The following is a 16,132-nucleotide window of genomic DNA, read 5'->3' on the forward strand; positions in this document are numbered from 1 at the left end:
TGCATGCCCCAGCTCAAGGTCCTACGGACGGGACTGACGCTACTCACACTACCCATCGCCACACTCCCCCTTGCAAGTCAGGCCTGGGCGCTGGATGTGGAGGTGAAAGGCATCAGCGGCGCGCCGGCCGACAATATCGTCAATATCCTCTCCGAGCTGGAACCTGACAGTCAGGCCACCCGCGAGCGCCTCGACGGCGTGGTACGGCAGCGCGCCGAGCAGGCGCTGCAGGCTTACGGCTACTATGGCGCGACCCTGGCCACTCACTACCCGGACAAGGACAACGCGCGGGTGGTGATCGACGTCAAGCCCGGCGAGCGCACCCGAATCACCAAGGTCGATGCCGAGCTCGAGGGCGATGCCCGCCAGGACGACGCCTTCACCAAGGCCATGGCGAACAACCCGCTCAAGGTCGGCGACCCGCTGGTGCACTCGCGCTACGATGGCTTCAAGAGCCGGCTCTCGACGCTGGCGCTGGAACGCGGCTATTTCGATGCGCGATTCAGCCAGCAGCGCATCGAAGTGCGCCCGTGGGAGGAGAGTGCGCGCATCTATCTGGAGCTCGACAGCGGCACCCGCTACCGCTTCGGCCACGTGCGCTTCCGCGGCAGCCAGATCGAGCCCGAGCGGCTGCGCAACCTGGTGCCATTCGCCCCGGGCGACCCGTATATTGCTGGCGACCTCGCCACCCTCAATCAGAATCTCGGCCAGACCGATTGGTTCCGTGGTGTCGCGGTGCGCCCGCGGGTCAACGAGGATACGCCCTCGTTCGCGCCCAGCCTGTGGTGGCAGGAGGCGACCGGGCGCGATACCACCGCTGACAACGCCCGCGTGCTCGGCGGCCCGGGGCTGCGCGCCGCGCGCGAGCTGACCGATAGCCAGCCCAAGGTGGTGCCGGTGGATGTCGAAGTGACCCCGGCCGATCGCCACCAGTTCGAGGTGGGTATCGGTTATGCCACCGACGTGGGACCGCGCACCCAGTTCTCGTGGACCATGCCGTGGCTCAACCGCTACGGCCACAGCCTGACCAATTCGCTCTACCTGTCGTCGCCGGAGCAGCGCTTCTCGGGCGAGTACACCATTCCCCTGGCCAACCCGCTGCGCGACAGCTACCACCTGCGCTACGGCCTGGAGAGCGTCGACAACGAGGACACCAAGAGCTTCGAGAGCTCGGTGCAGCTGGCGCGGCACTGGGAGTTCGCCAACGGCTGGAATCAGGATCTCTACTGGCAGACCACCTACGAGGACTTCACCCAGGCCGATCAGGACGACGCGGTACTGCTGCTCTATCCCGGGATCAGCTGGTCACGCACACGCAAGCGCAATCCGACCTTTCCCAGCTGGGGGGACCGGCAGCAGCTCACGCTGGAGTGGTCGGACCCCGCCTGGGGCTCGGACGCGCGCTTCGTTAGGACCACCTTCAGCACCCAGTGGATCCGTATGCTGGGCAGCGAGAACCGCTTCCTGTGGCGCCTCGGCGGCGGCGCCATGGCCACCGATACCTTCGACAAGGTGCCACCATCGCTGCGTTTCTTCGCCGGTGGCGACCAGAGCATCCGCGGCTACGGCTATGAGAGCCTGTCACCGGAGAACGCCGACGGCGAGCTGCTCGGCGGCCAGCAGATGCTCACCGGCAGCCTCGAATACCAGCGCCACCTCAGTGGCAACTTCTGGGGCGCGAGCTTCATCGACAGCGGCAACGCCTTCGACGACTGGTGGCCGAACACGCTCAAGACCGGTGCCGGTCTGGGCATTCGCTGGATATCACCCGTGGGGCCGATTCGCTTCGATATCGCCCATCCGTTTGACGACGAGGAGGACTCTTGGCGTCTCCATTTCTCCATCGGACCGGAGTTCTGATTCGGCTAGCGCTCTGGCTGCTGCTGTGGCTGCTGGGACTGATATTGCTGCTCGCCGGCGTGGCGCTGTCATCCTGGGGCTCGCAGTGGCTGTTCGAGCAGGCGCAGTCGCGCGGGTGGGTCCAGGCAACGCGCTTCGAGGGCGCGCCGCTCGACGAGTTGACCATCGACGACCTGGCGCTCGACGCCGGCCCGCTGTCGCTGCGGGTGGCGCACCTGCACCTCGCCTGGGGTGACGACTGCCTGTGGAAAGGGCGGCTGTGCCTCGACGACCTCACGCTTTCCGGTGCGCGTATTCGCCTGGCGGCCAGCGAGACCCAGGTGCCGCCCCCGCCGCAAGAGGACAGCGGTGGGGCGCTGGGGCCGATTGCGGTGCCGCTGCCGATCGAGATCCGTCAGGTACGTCTGAACGACGTGGGGGTCGAACTCGCCGACGGTACCGCGCTGCACTGGGATCACTTCCAGACCGGCGCCAGCATGCAGGGCAACCGGCTGACGCTGTCGCCGACGACCCTGGCGGGTGTCGATATCACGCTGCCCGCGGCCACCGATGACGATCTGGCGCAGACGCTGGCGCAGGCCTCGCTGGGCGATGGCGTGATCAGCCCCGCGGCGCTGGCGGCGGCCGAGAGCCTCTACCCGTCGACATCCCCGGCGCGCGCCGCCACGGCGTCAGCCAGTACGAGCGAGGCGTCCGGCGGGCGGACGCCAGCGACGGCCGGCAGCAAGGTAAGCGCCGATCAGACACCGTCTAGCGCCACACCGTCGCAGACATTACCCCCGCTGGTGCTGTCCCCGCTGACGCTGGCCGCGGCGGCCAATGTGGCGGCGGCGACGGACACCGCCGATCCGCGGGTCGCGGCAATCGAGGAACAGCTCCAGGCGCTGCGCCAACAGTTGCCCGACTTTGCGCTGCCGCTACAGCTGGAGGTGCCCAGTCTGACGATCCGCGACGTCAGCCTGAACGGGCCCACGCCGCAGCGGCTCGATCGCCTGACGCTGTCGCTGGCGGCGGTCGATCGCCAGTTGGAGATTCGTCGGCTGACTCTCGATTCGCCGGATGGCCAGGCCGAGCTCAGCGCCCGGGTCGAGCTCAGCGGCGAAGTGCCGATCGCGCTCGCGCTGCGTAGCCGAATCACCCGCGCGCCTCTCTATGGCCAACAGACCACCCTCGACGTCTCCGGCACGCTGGCCGATCTGGACCTGACGCTGCATACCCAAGGCGTCGCCGACGCTACGTTGAAGGCGCGGCTGCAAGCCTTTGCCCCGGGGCTGCCGTTCACCCTCGAGCTGAACGGCCAGGACCTGCGCTGGCCGCTCGCGCAGCAGCCGTTCGCCGCGTTCCGCGCGCTCCCCGAAGGGCTCGATGCCAGCGCCATTCGCAGTGCCCGCGATCTCGCCGGCGTCGCGCCAGTGCCGGCGTCGGCGCCGCAGTATCGGCTCGACAGGCTGTCGCTGTCGCTGTCGGGGTCGCTGGCGGCCTACCAGGCGCGGCTCGATCTCGCCGGGCAGGGCCAGGGCCTGCCGCCGGTCACCCTCGGCGTGCGTGGCGAAGGCGACCTGCAGGCATTCCACTGGCAGCCGCTCGAGGTCGCCAGCGACGGCGGCGAACTGCGCAGTCAAGGCAGTGTGCGCTGGACACCGCTGCTCTCGGCCAACTTGAGCCTCGACCTCAGCCGGCTGCCGCTGGAAGCCTTCACCCAGGCCGTCACCGGACAGCTCAACGGTCAGGCCCGGGCCGCCTTCGCCATGGGTCACGACGGCGGCTGGCAGCTGGCACTGCCGCAGCTCGACATCGACGGTCGCCTGCAGCAGCGCGAGCTGCGCCTGGCGGCGAGCCTCGACGGCAACAGCGACATGGCCTGGCACATTCGCCAGCTGGACCTGCGTCAAGGGCGTAACCGGGTAACGGCGACAGGCAGCATCGACCACACGTTGAACATCGACGGGCGTATCGATGCCCCCGCGCTGGGCACGATTCTGCCCCAGCTGGCCGGCGCGCTGCGCGGCCAGTTCCAGGGTCGTGGCACGCTCGACAAGCCGAGCGTGACGCTCGAACTCAACGGCAGCGGCGTTGCCTATGGCGACAGTCGCGTGGGGCAGCTGGCGCTGAAGGCCAATAGCACCGGCACTGCGGACCCGCAGTTCGACGTCGACCTGCAAGCGGCGGATATCGCCGCCGCCAACCAGCAGATTCGCCGCCTCGAGCTTGGCCTCGGCGGGCGGCTGTCGCAGCATAAGCTGTCGCTCGATGTGGCCGGTGGCGAGGGGCTGCCGGCATCGCAACTGGCATTGCGCCTGCGTGGCGGCCTGGACGACGCGCATCGCCACTATCGTGGCACCCTGGCGTCGCTATCGGCGGCCACCGACTATGGCGATCTCGCGCTGCGCGACGCGCTCGATTTTAGCGCCGACCTCCAGGCCGCCAGTGTGACCCTGGCGCCATTCTGTCTCGATCGCCGCCAGGGCGGCGCGCTCTGTCTGACCGAACGCATGACCGCCTCGGCCGACCAGGGACGGGCGGCGCTGGCGCTGGACGAGATTCCGATGGCACTGCTGGATGACTTCATGCCCGAGGGCTGGCGGGTCGCCGGCAGCACCGCCGGCAAGCTCATCGCCAGCTGGTCCCGCGGTGGTCAGGCCTGGACCGCCAAGGCCGATATCGATGCCCAGGCTCAGGTCTCGGGGGTCGATGCCCGCGGGGCGCCGTGGCAGGTACCGGCGGCGCGGGTGGCGTTGACGCTCGACGCCGATCAGCAGCGTGCGCGAACCGATGTCACCCTGAATCTCGCCGATGCCGGGCAGGTGCAGCTGCAGGCGCAGATCGACGACCCCGCCGGTGAGGGACGCTTGCAGGGCTGGCTCGCCGTCGATGATCTGCGTTTCTCGCCTTACCGCCCGCTGGTCGCTGGCATCAGCCAGCTGGAAGGGGCCATCAATGGTGACGTGGCGCTCGGCGGCAGCATCGCTGAGCCGGCGCTGAACGGCAACCTGGTGATCGACGGGGTCAAGGTCAAGGGGGGCGTCTCACCGGTGGCGGTGACCGATGCCCGGCTGACGCTGGCGCTGGCCGGCCAGTCCTCGACCCTCGACGGCTACGTGCAGAGCGAGGATGGACGCTTGGCGCTGAGTGGTGATGCCGACTGGCAGGACCCCGCCGAGTGGCGCGCCAACGTCAATATCGACGGCAAGGAGCAGCCGATTCTGGTCGCCATGCCAGCCTACGGACGCCTGCGCATCGCGCCGGACTTGCAGATCCGTGCCACGCCGCAGCGGCTGCAGGTGCGGGGCGATGTCAGCGTGCCCTGGGCGCGCCTCGAGATCGGCCAGCTACCGGCCTCGGCGCAGGTACCCAGCAGCGATACCGTGATCATCACCGAGGAGCAGGATCGCCGGCAGCAGGCGGCAGTCGCCGCGCGCGCCAACGACGAGGGGGCGGACACTGCCCAGGCCCTGGCCGATGCCGGCATGCAGCTCGATATCCGCGTCAAGCTCCACCTGGGGCCGGACATGAAGCTCGAAGCCTACGGGCTGAAGTCCGAGCTGCGCGGCGAGCTGGAGATTCGCCAGGGTACCGGGCCGGTGCAGCTATACGGCGATGTCAAACTGATCGGCGGCACCTATACCTCCTTCGGTCAGGACTTGATCATCCGTCAGGGGCAGGTGATCTTCAGCGGGCCGGCGTCGCAGCCGAACCTGCAGTTCGAGGCGATCCGCAATCCTGACACCACCGAAGACGACGTGATCGCCGGGCTGCGGGTGACCGGCCCGGCCTCGGCGCCGCGCCTGACCATCTTCTCCGAGCCGGCGATGAGCGAGAGCCGCGCGCTCTCCTACATCCTGCGCGGGCGCGCGCCGGACGACAGCGGCGGCGGTGACGATGCCTTGACCTCGGCGCTGATCGGGTTGTCGCTGTCGCAGACCGGCAGTGCCGTGGGCAAGGTGGGCGAGAGCTTCGGGGTGCAGGATCTGAGCCTCGATGCGTCCGGCTCCGGCGACGATAGCCAGGTCGTGGTCAGCGGCTATGTCTTCGATGACTTGAAGGTGAGCTACGGCGTCGGCATATTCTCTCCCATCGCCGAGCTGACCCTGCGTTACCGCCTGATCCAGAATCTCTATCTGCAGGCGGTATCGGGGGCGGCCCAGGCGCTGGATCTCATCTACACCTTCAGTCTGGGCCGCAGCGGCGGCCCCTGAAGATCGCGGCCACGCGCCGGCGCGGGTGGGCAGGCTCGACATGCCGCCCACCCGTGACCACCAGGAGACACACCATGTTCAAGCAACGTCCCGCTACGCTCCCCGATGCCAGCCAGGCCCTGCCGGGCCGCGACACCCCGCTGACCCCGAGCGGCGTGCACCGGGTCAACGGCGCCTCGATGCTGCCGCCGTTCCCCGCCGGCAGCCAGGAGATCGTGCTGGGTCTCGGCTGCTTCTGGGGCGCCGAGCGGCTGTTCTGGGAACTCGATGGCGTTCTGGTCACGGCGGTGGGCTACGCCGGCGGCGTCACCCCCAACCCGACCTACGACGAGACCTGCACCGGGATGACCGGCCACGCCGAGGTGGTGCGGGTGGTGTTCGACCCCCAGCGGCTGTCGCTCGAGCAGCTGCTGGCCGTATTCTGGGAGGCCCATGATCCGACCCAGGGCATGCGCCAGGGCAATGATCTCGGCACCCAGTACCGTTCGGCGATCTATACCCTCGACGCCGAGCAGCGCGAGATCGCCGAGGCGAGCCGCGATGACTACGCAGAGGCGCTGGCCGCGCGCGGTCTGGGACCGATCACCACCGAGATCGCCCCGCTGGAGAGGTTCTACTACGCCGAGGAGTATCACCAGCAGTATCTGGCCAAGAATCCCAACGGCTACTGCGGGCTGAAAGGCACCGGCGTGAGCTGCCCGATCTCGGCCTGAGGCACTTCTGCACCCGAGGCCGATCCCGCACCGATCAACGCCTACCCATGCACGGGGGCCGGTTAGACCGGCCCCCGCTCAGCGACGCACGACTCTCCGCACTTATCTCTCTGCACTTCTCTACGCTGCGTTCACGCCTGGTGCTACTCAGCGCTCTTCCAGCGCCGAATGCGGCGCCGGCGTCAGCGGCACCTCCCGCTGCGGTATCCAGGTCAGCAACTGCTGGCCAACGCGACGCGACAGCCAAGAGCTGAAGCGCCCGCCACGCCGCTCGACATAGCCCACGTGGCCGCCGTGGGTCGCCACCTCCAGACGCGTGCTCGCCGAAGGCACGGCGATCCGCGCGAGCAGGTCGCTGGGCATGAAAGGGTCGTCGCTGGCGTGCAGGATCAGCGTAGGCACCTCGATCTCGCCCAGCAGCGGGCCGGCCGAGGCGCGGCGATAGTAGTCGCTGGCCGAGGTGAAGCCGTGCAGCGGGGCGGTCACCGCGTCATCGTAGTCCCAGAAGGTGCGCAGGGCGGCCAGCCGTTTGGGCGTCAGCGCCAGCGGGAAGGGGGCGCTGGCCATGCGCATCGCCACCTTGCGCTTGAGCTGGGCCAGCAGATAGCGCTGGTAGAGCCGTGCCGCACCCTGATCCAGGGCATCGGCGCAGGCGGCCAGGTCGAGCGGGGCATTGATGGCGATGGCGCCACGCAATCCCAAGTCGTCGCGACCCTGTTCGGCGACCAGCTTGAGCAGCATGTTGGCGCCCAGCGAGACGCCGGCGGCGACCATCGCCGCGTGCGGATAGCGCTGGGCGAGCAGGCCGATGAGCCAGTAGGCGTCGGCGGTATCGCCGGAGTGGTAGGCGCGGGGCAGGCGATTGGGCGCCGCCCCGCAGCCGCGGAAGTGCATCAGTAGCGGCCGAAAGCCGAGCGTGCTCGCCTGGTAGAGCAGTTCGCGCGCATACGGTGAATCGAACGACCCTTCCAGGCCATGGAACAGCAGGAAGATCGGTGCCTCTGGATCCCGAGGGGCCGGTTCCGCCCAGGCCAGCTCGACGAAATCGCCGTCGGGGAGATTGACCACTTCGGTACGCCGAGCCAGCGCACGTTTGGGCAGCAGGCGCGGCAGCAGGGTCTGCAGATGGCGGTTGCGCAGTGCGGCGGGCGGATCGAAGGCCGCGGAGAACGCCCACGGCTGCCTGTCGGTCGCCATCACCGCGCGTCGAGCGCCGAGGCGGGCGTCAGGTTGGCATGCCCCTCGGCGGTGATCAGGACGTTGTCCTCGATGCGAATACCGCCGTGGTCGGTGAGCCGGTCGACCAGATCCCAGTCGACCGCCTGGCGCTCGCGACCCTCGCGGAAGGGGGCGAGCAGGAACGGAATGATGTAGAGCCCGGGCTCGATCGTCACCACCATGCCGGGCGCCAGTGTCCGCGTCAGGCGCAGTGCCGGGTCAGCCGTCGGCGGTGGTAACGGAGTGCCGCTGGCATCACGCTGACGGCCACCGACATCGTGCACCTGCACGCCGAGGCTGTGGCCCAGGCCGTGGGGACAGAAGGCCCGCGTCAGACCGCTGGCCACCGCGGCCTCGGCGCTGCCGCGCACGACCCCGGTGTCAGCCAGCAGGGCGCCCAGGTAGTGATGCATGCGCTGGTGCAGGTCGACGAAGTCGACCCCCGGCGCCAGTTCGGCGATCAGCCGCTGCTGAAACGCAGTGACCCCCTCGATCAGCGGTGCGAACAGCGGGTCGGCATCGAGCGCCGCCCAGGTACGGGTGATGTCGGAGCAGTAGCCGGCATGGCGGTGCCCCGCATCCACCAGCAGCGAACGCAGGGTATCCGGCGCATGGGTGGCGTAGTGCTGGTAGTGCAGGGTACCGGCGTGGGCATTGATGCCGACGATGTTCTGATAGGCCAGCTCGCTTTCGCGCTGACGCGTGGCCGCCAGATAGGCGAGCTGGATATCCAGCTCACTGGCGCCGGCGGCGAATGCCTCGCGGGCCGCGGCATGACCGGCCAGGGCCTGCCGGTTGGCCAGGCGCAGGCAGTCGCTCTCGTAATCGTCCTTGTAGAGCCGCAGCTCATCGAGCGCGTGCAGCAGACTGGGCGGATTGAGCGTGGCGGTGGCGGGCACGGCATCCGCGGGTACGTCGCCGAGCACGGCCACACGCGGGTGGGCGCCGATCAGCGCCGCCGCCGTGGTCGGCTGGGAGAGCGGCGTCGGGTCGAGACACACGGCGCGTACCCCCTGTGGCGGAGGGGTCGGCAGGTGCCAGAAATCGGTGGGTGCGTAGTAGAACCAGCGCGGCGTGGTGTCGGGGGCGATCCACAGCCACTCATGCTGGTGGTGGGGGGCGCCGGTCCAGTGAACGAAATGCCCGAAGGCACTGAAGCTGCTCTCCTGGTCATCGCCATGCTGAGGGCGAGCGTGACCGCTGTAGAGCAGCACGGCATCGAAACCGGTGTGCTCGAGCAGCTCGGCGTAGGCTTGCTGCAGGCGGTCGAGGTGAGCCCGGTGGGCGCTATCGCGATCGGTGAAGGTCATCGAGTCCTTCCTGAAGTTGAGCCAGCGTGTCGTGGAGCGCCGGGTGGCGACCATCGTGACGAAAATAGAGACGGACCGACAGCGGCACGTCCCAGCGGCGGTCGCCGGCACGAGTCAGTTCGCCCTGGGCCAAGGCCTGACGCACGGTGCGGAAGGGCAGCCAGCCCAGGCCATAGCCCTGCAGCACCAGCTCGCGGATATTGGAGGTCTGCACGCTCTCGTTGAGGGTGCTCAGATGGACCTCCTGGCGCGAACGGTCCCAGTGTGCCCTGAGCGCGGCGGCGATCAGCCCACTCGCATGATAGGCGATATGCGGCAGCGGGCGGCGCTTGTCACCGGGCAGGGCGAAACGCGGCATACCGGCGCCATCAGCGGCACTCACCGGCACCAGCAGCTCCTCGCCCAGCGTCAGGTAGCGCAGGCCGCTCAGATCCAGGTCCAGGGCAATTCGCCCCTCGGGCCAGTAGCATAGCGCCAGATCCACCTCGCCGCGTTCGAGCGCTTCGACGTAGTCGCCAATCAGCCAGCTGGTGGCGCGCAGATAGGGCTCGATCCGGGCGTGCAGTGCATGCTGCTCGAGCCACCCCGGCACGAAGTGGGTGAGCAGGCTCTGCGGTGCCGCCAGCCTGAGGCGCCGAGTGGCGTCGTGATGCAGATGCTGCAAGCGCTCGCGCGTCATCCGCACCCGCTCGGTGATCTGCTTGCACAGCGTCAGGAACTCTTCACCCGCGGGGGTCAGGCTCAGCGGCATCGTCTGGCGATTGACCAGGGTCGCGTCCATCGCCTCTTCGAGCAGCTTGATGCGGCGCGAGAAAGTCGGCTGCGTCACGTTCTGCTGTTCGGCAGCCCGGGAGAAGTGGCGGGTTTCGGCCAAGACGATGAAGTCTTCCAGCCAGCGTAGTTCCATGCGGCTCTCTGTGATGAATCGAATTCAAGGGCGTGACGCTGTCATGATCCCGGGCGCGATTGCGCCTGCGTGTCCCCCGGGACGGCGCTGGCGTCGATGGCATGGCAGGCGACCGCATGCCCGTCGCCGAGTGCCTCCAGGCTTGGCGGTTCACGCGCGCAGAGCGGCGTGGCCAGGGGGCAGTGGTGACGGTAGACGCAGCCCCGAGTGGCCGGCATGGCAGAGGACGTATCGGCGCTGCCGGCGACGCACTGGGCGCCGGCCTCGTCGAAACGCGGCCGCGCTGCCAGCAGCGCCCGGGTGTAAGGGTGGCGCGGCGCGGCGAAGATCTGCGCTGCCGGCCCGACCTCGCACAGCGTGCCCCGGTAGAGCACGGCGACATGGGTCGCCAGGTACTCGACCACGGCGAGATCATGGCTGATGAACAGATAGGTCAGCCGGCGGGCGAGCTGGGTGTCGACGAGCAGATTGAGCACCTGAGCCTGGACCGAGAGATCCAGCGCCGACAGCGGCTCGTCGGCCACGATCAGTTCCGGTGAGACGCTCAACGCCCGGGCGATGGCCACGCGCTGGCGCTGTCCGCCGGAGAGTTCGTGGGGGTAGCGCTCGCCCCAGCCGCGATCGAGCCCGACGTCGCTCAACAGGGTGTCGACCCGTTCGCGCGCCTGCTGGCGCGATGCTTCCGGGAAGTGCACGCGGATCGGTTCTTCCAGTGTCTGGGCGATACGCAGACGCGGGTTGAGCGAGGCATAGGGGTCCTGAAAGATCATCTGCATGTGCCGGCGATAGCGCTGACGCTGGCGGCCCTCGAGATGGTCGATGCGCGACCCGGCATAGTGCACCTCGCCCACCTCGAGTTTCAGCAGCCCCATGATCAGCCGTGCCAGGGTCGACTTGCCGCTGCCCGACTCGCCCACCACGCACAGCGCATCGCCGCGCCAGAGCGTCAGGCTGACTGCCTCCAGGGCCTGGATCTCCACGGGCCGGCGGCGACCGAACACGCCCCGCGGCAGGCGATAGCGGTGGCTCAGCCCGCGCACCTCGAGCAGCGGCAGCGCCACATCCGCGGGCTGGCCGAGGGCGCCGAGCGCGGGTGCCGGGGTAGGTACTGGCGTAGCCGTAGCATCAGCCGAGCGGTTCATGGTGCACCTCCGCCGAGTCGATCGCCTCGTGGCCGATCATGTCGTGGTCGATCAATTGCGCCACCCAGTGGCAGGCGACCTCGCTGCCGCTGCTGGGGATGAGCTCGGGTGGGCTGCCCTCGCAGCGCCGCCGCAGCTCGTCATCCGCGGCATGGCGGTAGCGGCAGCGCGGATGAAAGGCGCAGCCAGCGGGTCCCGCGCCGGGCGCGGGCGGACTGCCGGGGATCGGGCGCAGCGGTGCCCGCGGCGGATACATCTGCGGCAGGGCATCGATCAGCGCCTGGGTGTAGGGGTGCTGGGGATCGTTGATCACTTCGCGCGTCGGCCCGCTCTCGACCACCCGACCGGCATACATCACCAGCACGCGCTGGGTCAGTTGCTGGATTACCGCGAGATCGTGGGAGATCACGATCAGGCTCAGGTCGTGGGTTCGGCAGAGTGAGGTGAGCAGGGCGACGAGTTCGGCCTGGGTGGTGACGTCCAGCGCGGTCGTGGGTTCGTCGGCGATGATGATGTCCGGGTCGAGCAGCAGCGCCATGGCGATCACCACCCGCTGGCACTGGCCACCGGAGAGCTGGTGTGGATAGCGTGCGAGCTGACTCTCCGGTGCTTCGAGACCCACCTGGTGTAGCCGATACAGCACCATCCTGCGCGCCAGACGTCGGGAAAGACGACGATGGGCGCGCAGGGTCTCGTGCATCTGCTGGCCCACGGTGAGCACCGGATTGAGCGTCGCGCGGGGGTCCTGGAATACCATTGCCATGCGCCTGCCACGGATGCCGCGCCAGCGCCGCTCGGAGAGTGTGGTCAATTCGCGCCCCTCGAGGCGGATGCGGCCGCTGGCGACACGACCCGGAGGCGTGAGTAGATTGACCAGGCTGAAACCGAGTACCGACTTGCCCGCGCCGGACTCCCCGACGATGCCCAGGCGCTCGCCGCGCCCCAGGCGAAAGCTAACCCCGGCCACCGCCTCCAACGCCACCCCGGGTAGGGTGAAGCGCACGCTGAGATCGTCGACTTCCAGCAGTGCCATGCGCGCTATCCTCCCCTCAAGATGAGTGCAACGGGGGCCTGATACGGGTCGAGACGCTCGCGCCAGGCGTCACCCAGCAGATTGACCGCCAGCACCGTGAGTACCAGATAGCCCCCCGGCAGCAGGGTGATCCACCAGGCCCCGGACTGCAGATAGTCGAACCCGGACTTGATCAGCGACCCCAGCGATGGCTGGGTCTCGGGCATGCCCAGGCCGAGAAAGGAGAGTGCGGCTTCGGCCATGATCGCCTGGCCGATCTGGGCACCGGAGATCACCAGCAGCGCCGGCAGGGTATTGGGCAGCAGATGACGCAGCACGATACGCGGCGCCGAGAAGCCCAGCACCCGCGCCGCCTCGATATACTCCTTGCGCTTTTCCGCCATCACGCTGGCGCGCACCGTGCGCGCGTAGAGCGGCCACTCGCTGAGGCCGATGATCAGGATCAGCAGCCAGATACCGTAGTGGCCGTAAAAGGCACCACCGAAAGCGGCCTTGACCACGGCCCCGATCACGATCGCCATCATCAGGGTGGAAAACGCCAGTTGGACATCCGCCCAGCGCATCAGCAGGGCGTCGAGGCGCCCGCCGCGATAGCCCGCGAGCAGCCCGAGGGTCACCCCCAGCAACAGTTGCAGCAGCACCGCGCCGAAGCCGATCGTCAAAGAGACCCGCGCGCCGTAGAGCATCAGCGAGAGCAGATCGCGGCCCTGGATATCGGTGCCCAGCGGGTGGCCGGGCAGGCTGTCGGCGAGCCACCACGGCGGGCGCAGGGAGTCGCGCAGCTCGACTTGGGACAGATCGTAGGGATCGCTGGGGGCAAGCCAGGGGGCGATCAGCGCCGCGCCCGCGAGGAGCAGGAACAGGCCCAGGCACAGCCAGAGCCGGCGACGCTGCGCGAGGCCACGGAGCGCGCTCGCCAGCGGACCCGGCGATGCCGAGGAGGAGACCGGATTCACTGGAGCCCTCCCGGCGCCACGACGCGAGGGTCGAGCAGCCGACAGCAGAGATCGACCAGGGTATTGATCAGCAGAAACAGCACGCCGGCCACCAGCAGATAGGTCACGATCAGCGGGCGGTCGCCGCGCTCCACCGCATCGAGGAACATCAGCCCCACCCCGGGCCACTGGAACACGCTCTCGACCAGCAGGGTGTAGGCCATCAGTGAGCCGAGCTGGATACCGCCCAGAGTCACCACCGGCAGCAACGCATTCTTGAGCGCGTGCCAGGCGTAGATGCGCAGCGGCGATAGCCCGCGGGCGCGGGCGAAGCGGATATAGTCGCTCGCCAGCACGCGACGCATCTCGGTATGGATCAGGCGCACGAACAGCGGCAACATGCCCGCGGCCAGTGACAGCGCCGGCAGGGTGAGATAAGCGAGACCCTGCCACGAGGCGAAGTTGGTCGCCCAGCCGCCCCATAGCGGCGTTGGATTGCCGCGGCCATAGGCGGGCATGCCGCCGAGGCCGTGTAGCCAGCCCGTGGTGGCGTCGGCTGAACTACTGAAAAGGCCCAGCGAGAACACCTGGATCGACAGAATGGCAGTCAGGAACACCGGCAGCGAGACGCCCAGGGCGGCCAGGCGCAAGATCAGGCGCGCCACGGCGGCGTGTGGCGTGATCGCGCTGTAGATCCCCAGCGGCACGGCGAGCAGGGCGGTGAGCAGGCTGCCGGCGAGCACCAGCTCCAGGGTTGCTGGCAGATAACCCAGAACCACCTCCAGCGCCGGGCGATGGAAGAAGCTCGAGGTGCCGAAATCGAGTCGCAACAGCTCACCCAGGAACTGCAGATAGCGACGCCAGATGGCGCCGCTGCCCGCCGCATCCGACCCGGGCAAGGCGTCGCGCAGCACGAAGGCGATCAGGCTGATCGCCAGCAGTACCCCTACCGCCTGCAGCAAGCGCTTGAACAGAAAGCGCGTCATCGACATCCAGCGTCTCCTTTCCACAGCGCGCTCAGCGGCTGTGGGTCTCTCCAGCGCGCGGTGTCACCACCACATCGCCCAGGTAGGGCATGTTCATGACGTTGAGCACCGGCTCGATAGCGACCCGATCGGACGCCGCCCAGGCCAGATTCTGCCAGTAGAGCGGAATGAACGGGGCATCGGCGTAGACCATCGCTTCGGCCTGCCGCAGCATGCTGGTGCGGCGGCGCATGTCGGTCTCGCTGTTGGCCAGTGCCACCAATGAGTCGAGCTCCGGGTTGCAGTACTCGCTGGCATTGTACTGACCGGTGCCGCTGTGCCTGTCGGGGCAGAAGGTGAGGTACTCGAAGAAGTTGGCCGAGTCGCCGGTATCCGAGTACCACCCCATCATCATGATATCGGCGGCGCGGCGGTCGTACTCCGTCCAGTACTGATTCTTCGGCAGCGTCTTGAAATCGACCCGGATATGGATCTTGGCCAACATCGCTGCCACGGCCAGTGCCACCTGCGCGGTCTGGGCATCGTTGACATAGCGGTTGTTGGGCGCCATCAGCGTGACCTCGAAGCCATCCGGATAACCGGCCTCGCGCATCAGCTGCCGAGCCTTGGCCAGATCGTAGCGCGGGGTGAGCTGATCGTCGTGACCGGCATACCCTTCGGGTGACATCTGCGCCGCCGGGGTAACGAACCCTTCGAGCAGGTGCTTGGCGATCGCCCGCTGATCGACGGCGTAGTTCATTGCCAGGCGCACGCGGCGATCGCGGAAGGCGGGCACCCGACGCTGATTCAGCTGCAGCAGGGTGATGCGTACCCCGGGCATGGTCACCAGATCGATCCCCGGGGCATGCTCGAGGCGGGTCAGGGCGGTGGTCGGCACCGGCGCGATGAAGTCGACGTCGCCGGCCAGCAGGGCGGCCACCCGGGTCGCGCTCTCACCGATCGCCACCTCCGAGAGGTGCTCGACATTGCCCGGTGAGGCGTGATCCCAATAGTCGGGGAAACGTGTCAGCTCGATCCGTGCGCCGGGTTGAAAACGAGTGACCTCGAACGGCCCGGTACCCGACAGATGGCGTGAGGCGAAGGTATCGCCGCCCTTGACGATCGCCGCCTTGTCCTGGCTTTGGCCATCAGCGGTATTCGCCGGGCGCTTGCCGCTGTAGAAGCGGCTATCCATGGGAAAGATGTAGGTCGCCAGGTTGAGCAGCAGCGGGAAGGGGCGTCGCGTATGCAGGTCAACGGTGGCATCGTCGACCACCGTGACGTCGACGATAGGGGCGAAGATCGCCTTGAAGTCGGGGCTACGCTTGAGCCGTGCCACGGTCCAGGCGACATCGCGGGCGGTGAACAGGTTGCCGCTGTGGAAGTGCACGCCGCGGCGCAGATGCAAGCGCAGGGTGGTGTCATCCAGGCGCTCCCAGGCGGTGGCGAGGCGCGGTTCTAGCCCCAGGTGGCGATCCCAGCGCACCAGCGGGTCGAACGCCAGGTGCGCAAGCCTGAGCACGCCCACCGTGAGCTGCTCATGGATATCGAGGGAGACCGGCAGGGTGTCGTAGGCCACGTCGAGGGTGACATCGTCGGCGCGGACCGTCGCCGAGAGCGCGCTGACGCAGAGCACGAGCACGCTCAGGAGCCGCCATCGCGATCGCGCCGCGAATAGAACGGTCAGCCGGGCCTCGAGTCGGGTGCTGTTACGCATGCGTGCCTCATCGAAGTGCTTGTCGGTTGTCATCGATCGGCGGCGAGGTGTCACGCCGGGTCCACCTGGAGGGCACGGTCGGCCAGGTCGTTGGCAGCGACCGGTCACCGCCGGATGGAGCCCGGCGGCGATCCAC

11 protein-coding genes are annotated in these 16,132 nt (G+C 68.3%); 3 read left to right on the forward strand and 8 right to left on the reverse strand.

Translation table 11 applies throughout. The annotated features are described in order from the left end of the window. Positions 1-3 precede the first annotated feature (3 nt). The 3 genes from ABV408_RS09780 to msrA all read left to right on the forward strand — a co-directional run bounded on the left by ABV408_RS09780 (position 4) and on the right by msrA (position 6,769). Positions 4-1,860 carry an autotransporter assembly complex family protein gene (locus ABV408_RS09780; protein ID WP_353978800.1) on the forward strand — a complete coding sequence of 619 codons (1,857 nt, stop codon included), beginning with the start codon at positions 4-6 and terminating at the stop codon, positions 1,858-1,860. Beyond that, positions 1,824-6,056 carry a translocation/assembly module TamB domain-containing protein gene (locus ABV408_RS09785; protein WP_353978801.1) on the forward strand — a complete coding sequence of 1,411 codons (4,233 nt, stop codon included), beginning with the start codon at positions 1,824-1,826 and terminating at the stop codon, positions 6,054-6,056. Before ABV408_RS09780 ends, ABV408_RS09785 begins: the two co-directional genes overlap by 37 nt. 74 nt (positions 6,057-6,130) lie before the next feature. Next, positions 6,131-6,769: a peptide-methionine (S)-S-oxide reductase MsrA gene (msrA, locus tag ABV408_RS09790; protein ID WP_353978802.1), complete on the forward strand. Its 639-nt coding sequence runs from the start codon at positions 6,131-6,133 to the stop codon at positions 6,767-6,769. A gap of 147 nt (positions 6,770-6,916) precedes the next feature. On the opposite strand, the gene ABV408_RS09795 is transcribed toward msrA, so the two are convergent. The 8 genes from ABV408_RS09795 to ABV408_RS09830 are packed head-to-tail and all read right to left on the reverse strand — an operon-like array spanning position 6,917 to position 15,996. Continuing rightward, a complete protein-coding gene (locus tag ABV408_RS09795) occupies positions 6,917-7,966 on the reverse strand; it encodes a hydrolase (protein WP_353978803.1) in 1,050 nt (349 codons plus the stop codon). Beyond that, positions 7,966-9,297: a Xaa-Pro dipeptidase gene (gene pepQ, locus ABV408_RS09800; protein ID WP_353978804.1), complete on the reverse strand. Its 1,332-nt coding sequence runs from the start codon at positions 9,295-9,297 to the stop codon at positions 7,966-7,968. The genes ABV408_RS09795 and pepQ overlap by 1 nt, the downstream gene beginning before the upstream one ends. Next, complete coding sequence (locus tag ABV408_RS09805; RefSeq protein WP_353978805.1) at positions 9,275-10,204, reverse strand: LysR family transcriptional regulator; 930 nt, start codon at positions 10,202-10,204, stop codon at positions 9,275-9,277. Before ABV408_RS09805 ends, pepQ begins: the two co-directional genes overlap by 23 nt. 41 nt (positions 10,205-10,245) lie before the next feature. After that, positions 10,246-11,346 carry an oligopeptide/dipeptide ABC transporter ATP-binding protein gene (locus ABV408_RS09810; protein ID WP_353978806.1) on the reverse strand — a complete coding sequence of 367 codons (1,101 nt, stop codon included), beginning with the start codon at positions 11,344-11,346 and terminating at the stop codon, positions 10,246-10,248. After that, positions 11,330-12,379: an ABC transporter ATP-binding protein gene (locus tag ABV408_RS09815; protein WP_353978807.1), complete on the reverse strand. Its 1,050-nt coding sequence runs from the start codon at positions 12,377-12,379 to the stop codon at positions 11,330-11,332. Before ABV408_RS09815 ends, ABV408_RS09810 begins: the two co-directional genes overlap by 17 nt. Positions 12,380-12,384: 5 nt before the next feature. Continuing rightward, positions 12,385-13,299, reverse strand: a complete 915-nt coding sequence (locus tag ABV408_RS09820) for an ABC transporter permease (RefSeq protein ID WP_353982222.1) — start codon at positions 13,297-13,299, stop codon at positions 12,385-12,387. A 32-nt stretch (positions 13,300-13,331) separates the two neighbouring features. Next, complete coding sequence (locus ABV408_RS09825; protein ID WP_353978808.1) at positions 13,332-14,306, reverse strand: ABC transporter permease; 975 nt, start codon at positions 14,304-14,306, stop codon at positions 13,332-13,334. 25 nt (positions 14,307-14,331) lie between these two features. Beyond that, positions 14,332-15,996 (reverse strand): ABC transporter substrate-binding protein, encoded by a 1,665-nt coding sequence (locus ABV408_RS09830; RefSeq protein ID WP_353978809.1) that lies wholly within the window; start codon positions 15,994-15,996, stop codon positions 14,332-14,334. Positions 15,997-16,132 lie beyond the last annotated feature (136 nt).

The sequence above is a fragment of the Salinicola endophyticus genome, assembly GCF_040536835.1.
Lineage (GTDB): Bacteria > Pseudomonadota > Gammaproteobacteria > Pseudomonadales > Halomonadaceae > Salinicola > Salinicola endophyticus_A.

Coding starts and splice junctions, on each gene's coding strand:
- pepQ (WP_353978804.1), bottom strand. CDS start 9,297: ATGACCTTCACCGATCGCGATAGCGCCCACCGGGCTCACCTCGACCGC.
- ABV408_RS09815 (WP_353978807.1), bottom strand. CDS start 12,379: ATGGCACTGCTGGAAGTCGACGATCTCAGCGTGCGCTTCACCCTACCC.
- ABV408_RS09780 (WP_353978800.1), top strand. CDS start 4: ATGCCCCAGCTCAAGGTCCTACGGACGGGACTGACGCTACTCACACTA.
- msrA (WP_353978802.1), top strand. CDS start 6,131: ATGTTCAAGCAACGTCCCGCTACGCTCCCCGATGCCAGCCAGGCCCTG.
- ABV408_RS09805 (WP_353978805.1), bottom strand. CDS start 10,204: ATGGAACTACGCTGGCTGGAAGACTTCATCGTCTTGGCCGAAACCCGC.
- ABV408_RS09825 (WP_353978808.1), bottom strand. CDS start 14,306: ATGTCGATGACGCGCTTTCTGTTCAAGCGCTTGCTGCAGGCGGTAGGG.
- ABV408_RS09810 (WP_353978806.1), bottom strand. CDS start 11,346: ATGAACCGCTCGGCTGATGCTACGGCTACGCCAGTACCTACCCCGGCA.
- ABV408_RS09830 (WP_353978809.1), bottom strand. CDS start 15,996: ATGCGTAACAGCACCCGACTCGAGGCCCGGCTGACCGTTCTATTCGCG.
- ABV408_RS09795 (WP_353978803.1), bottom strand. CDS start 7,966: ATGGCGACCGACAGGCAGCCGTGGGCGTTCTCCGCGGCCTTCGATCCG.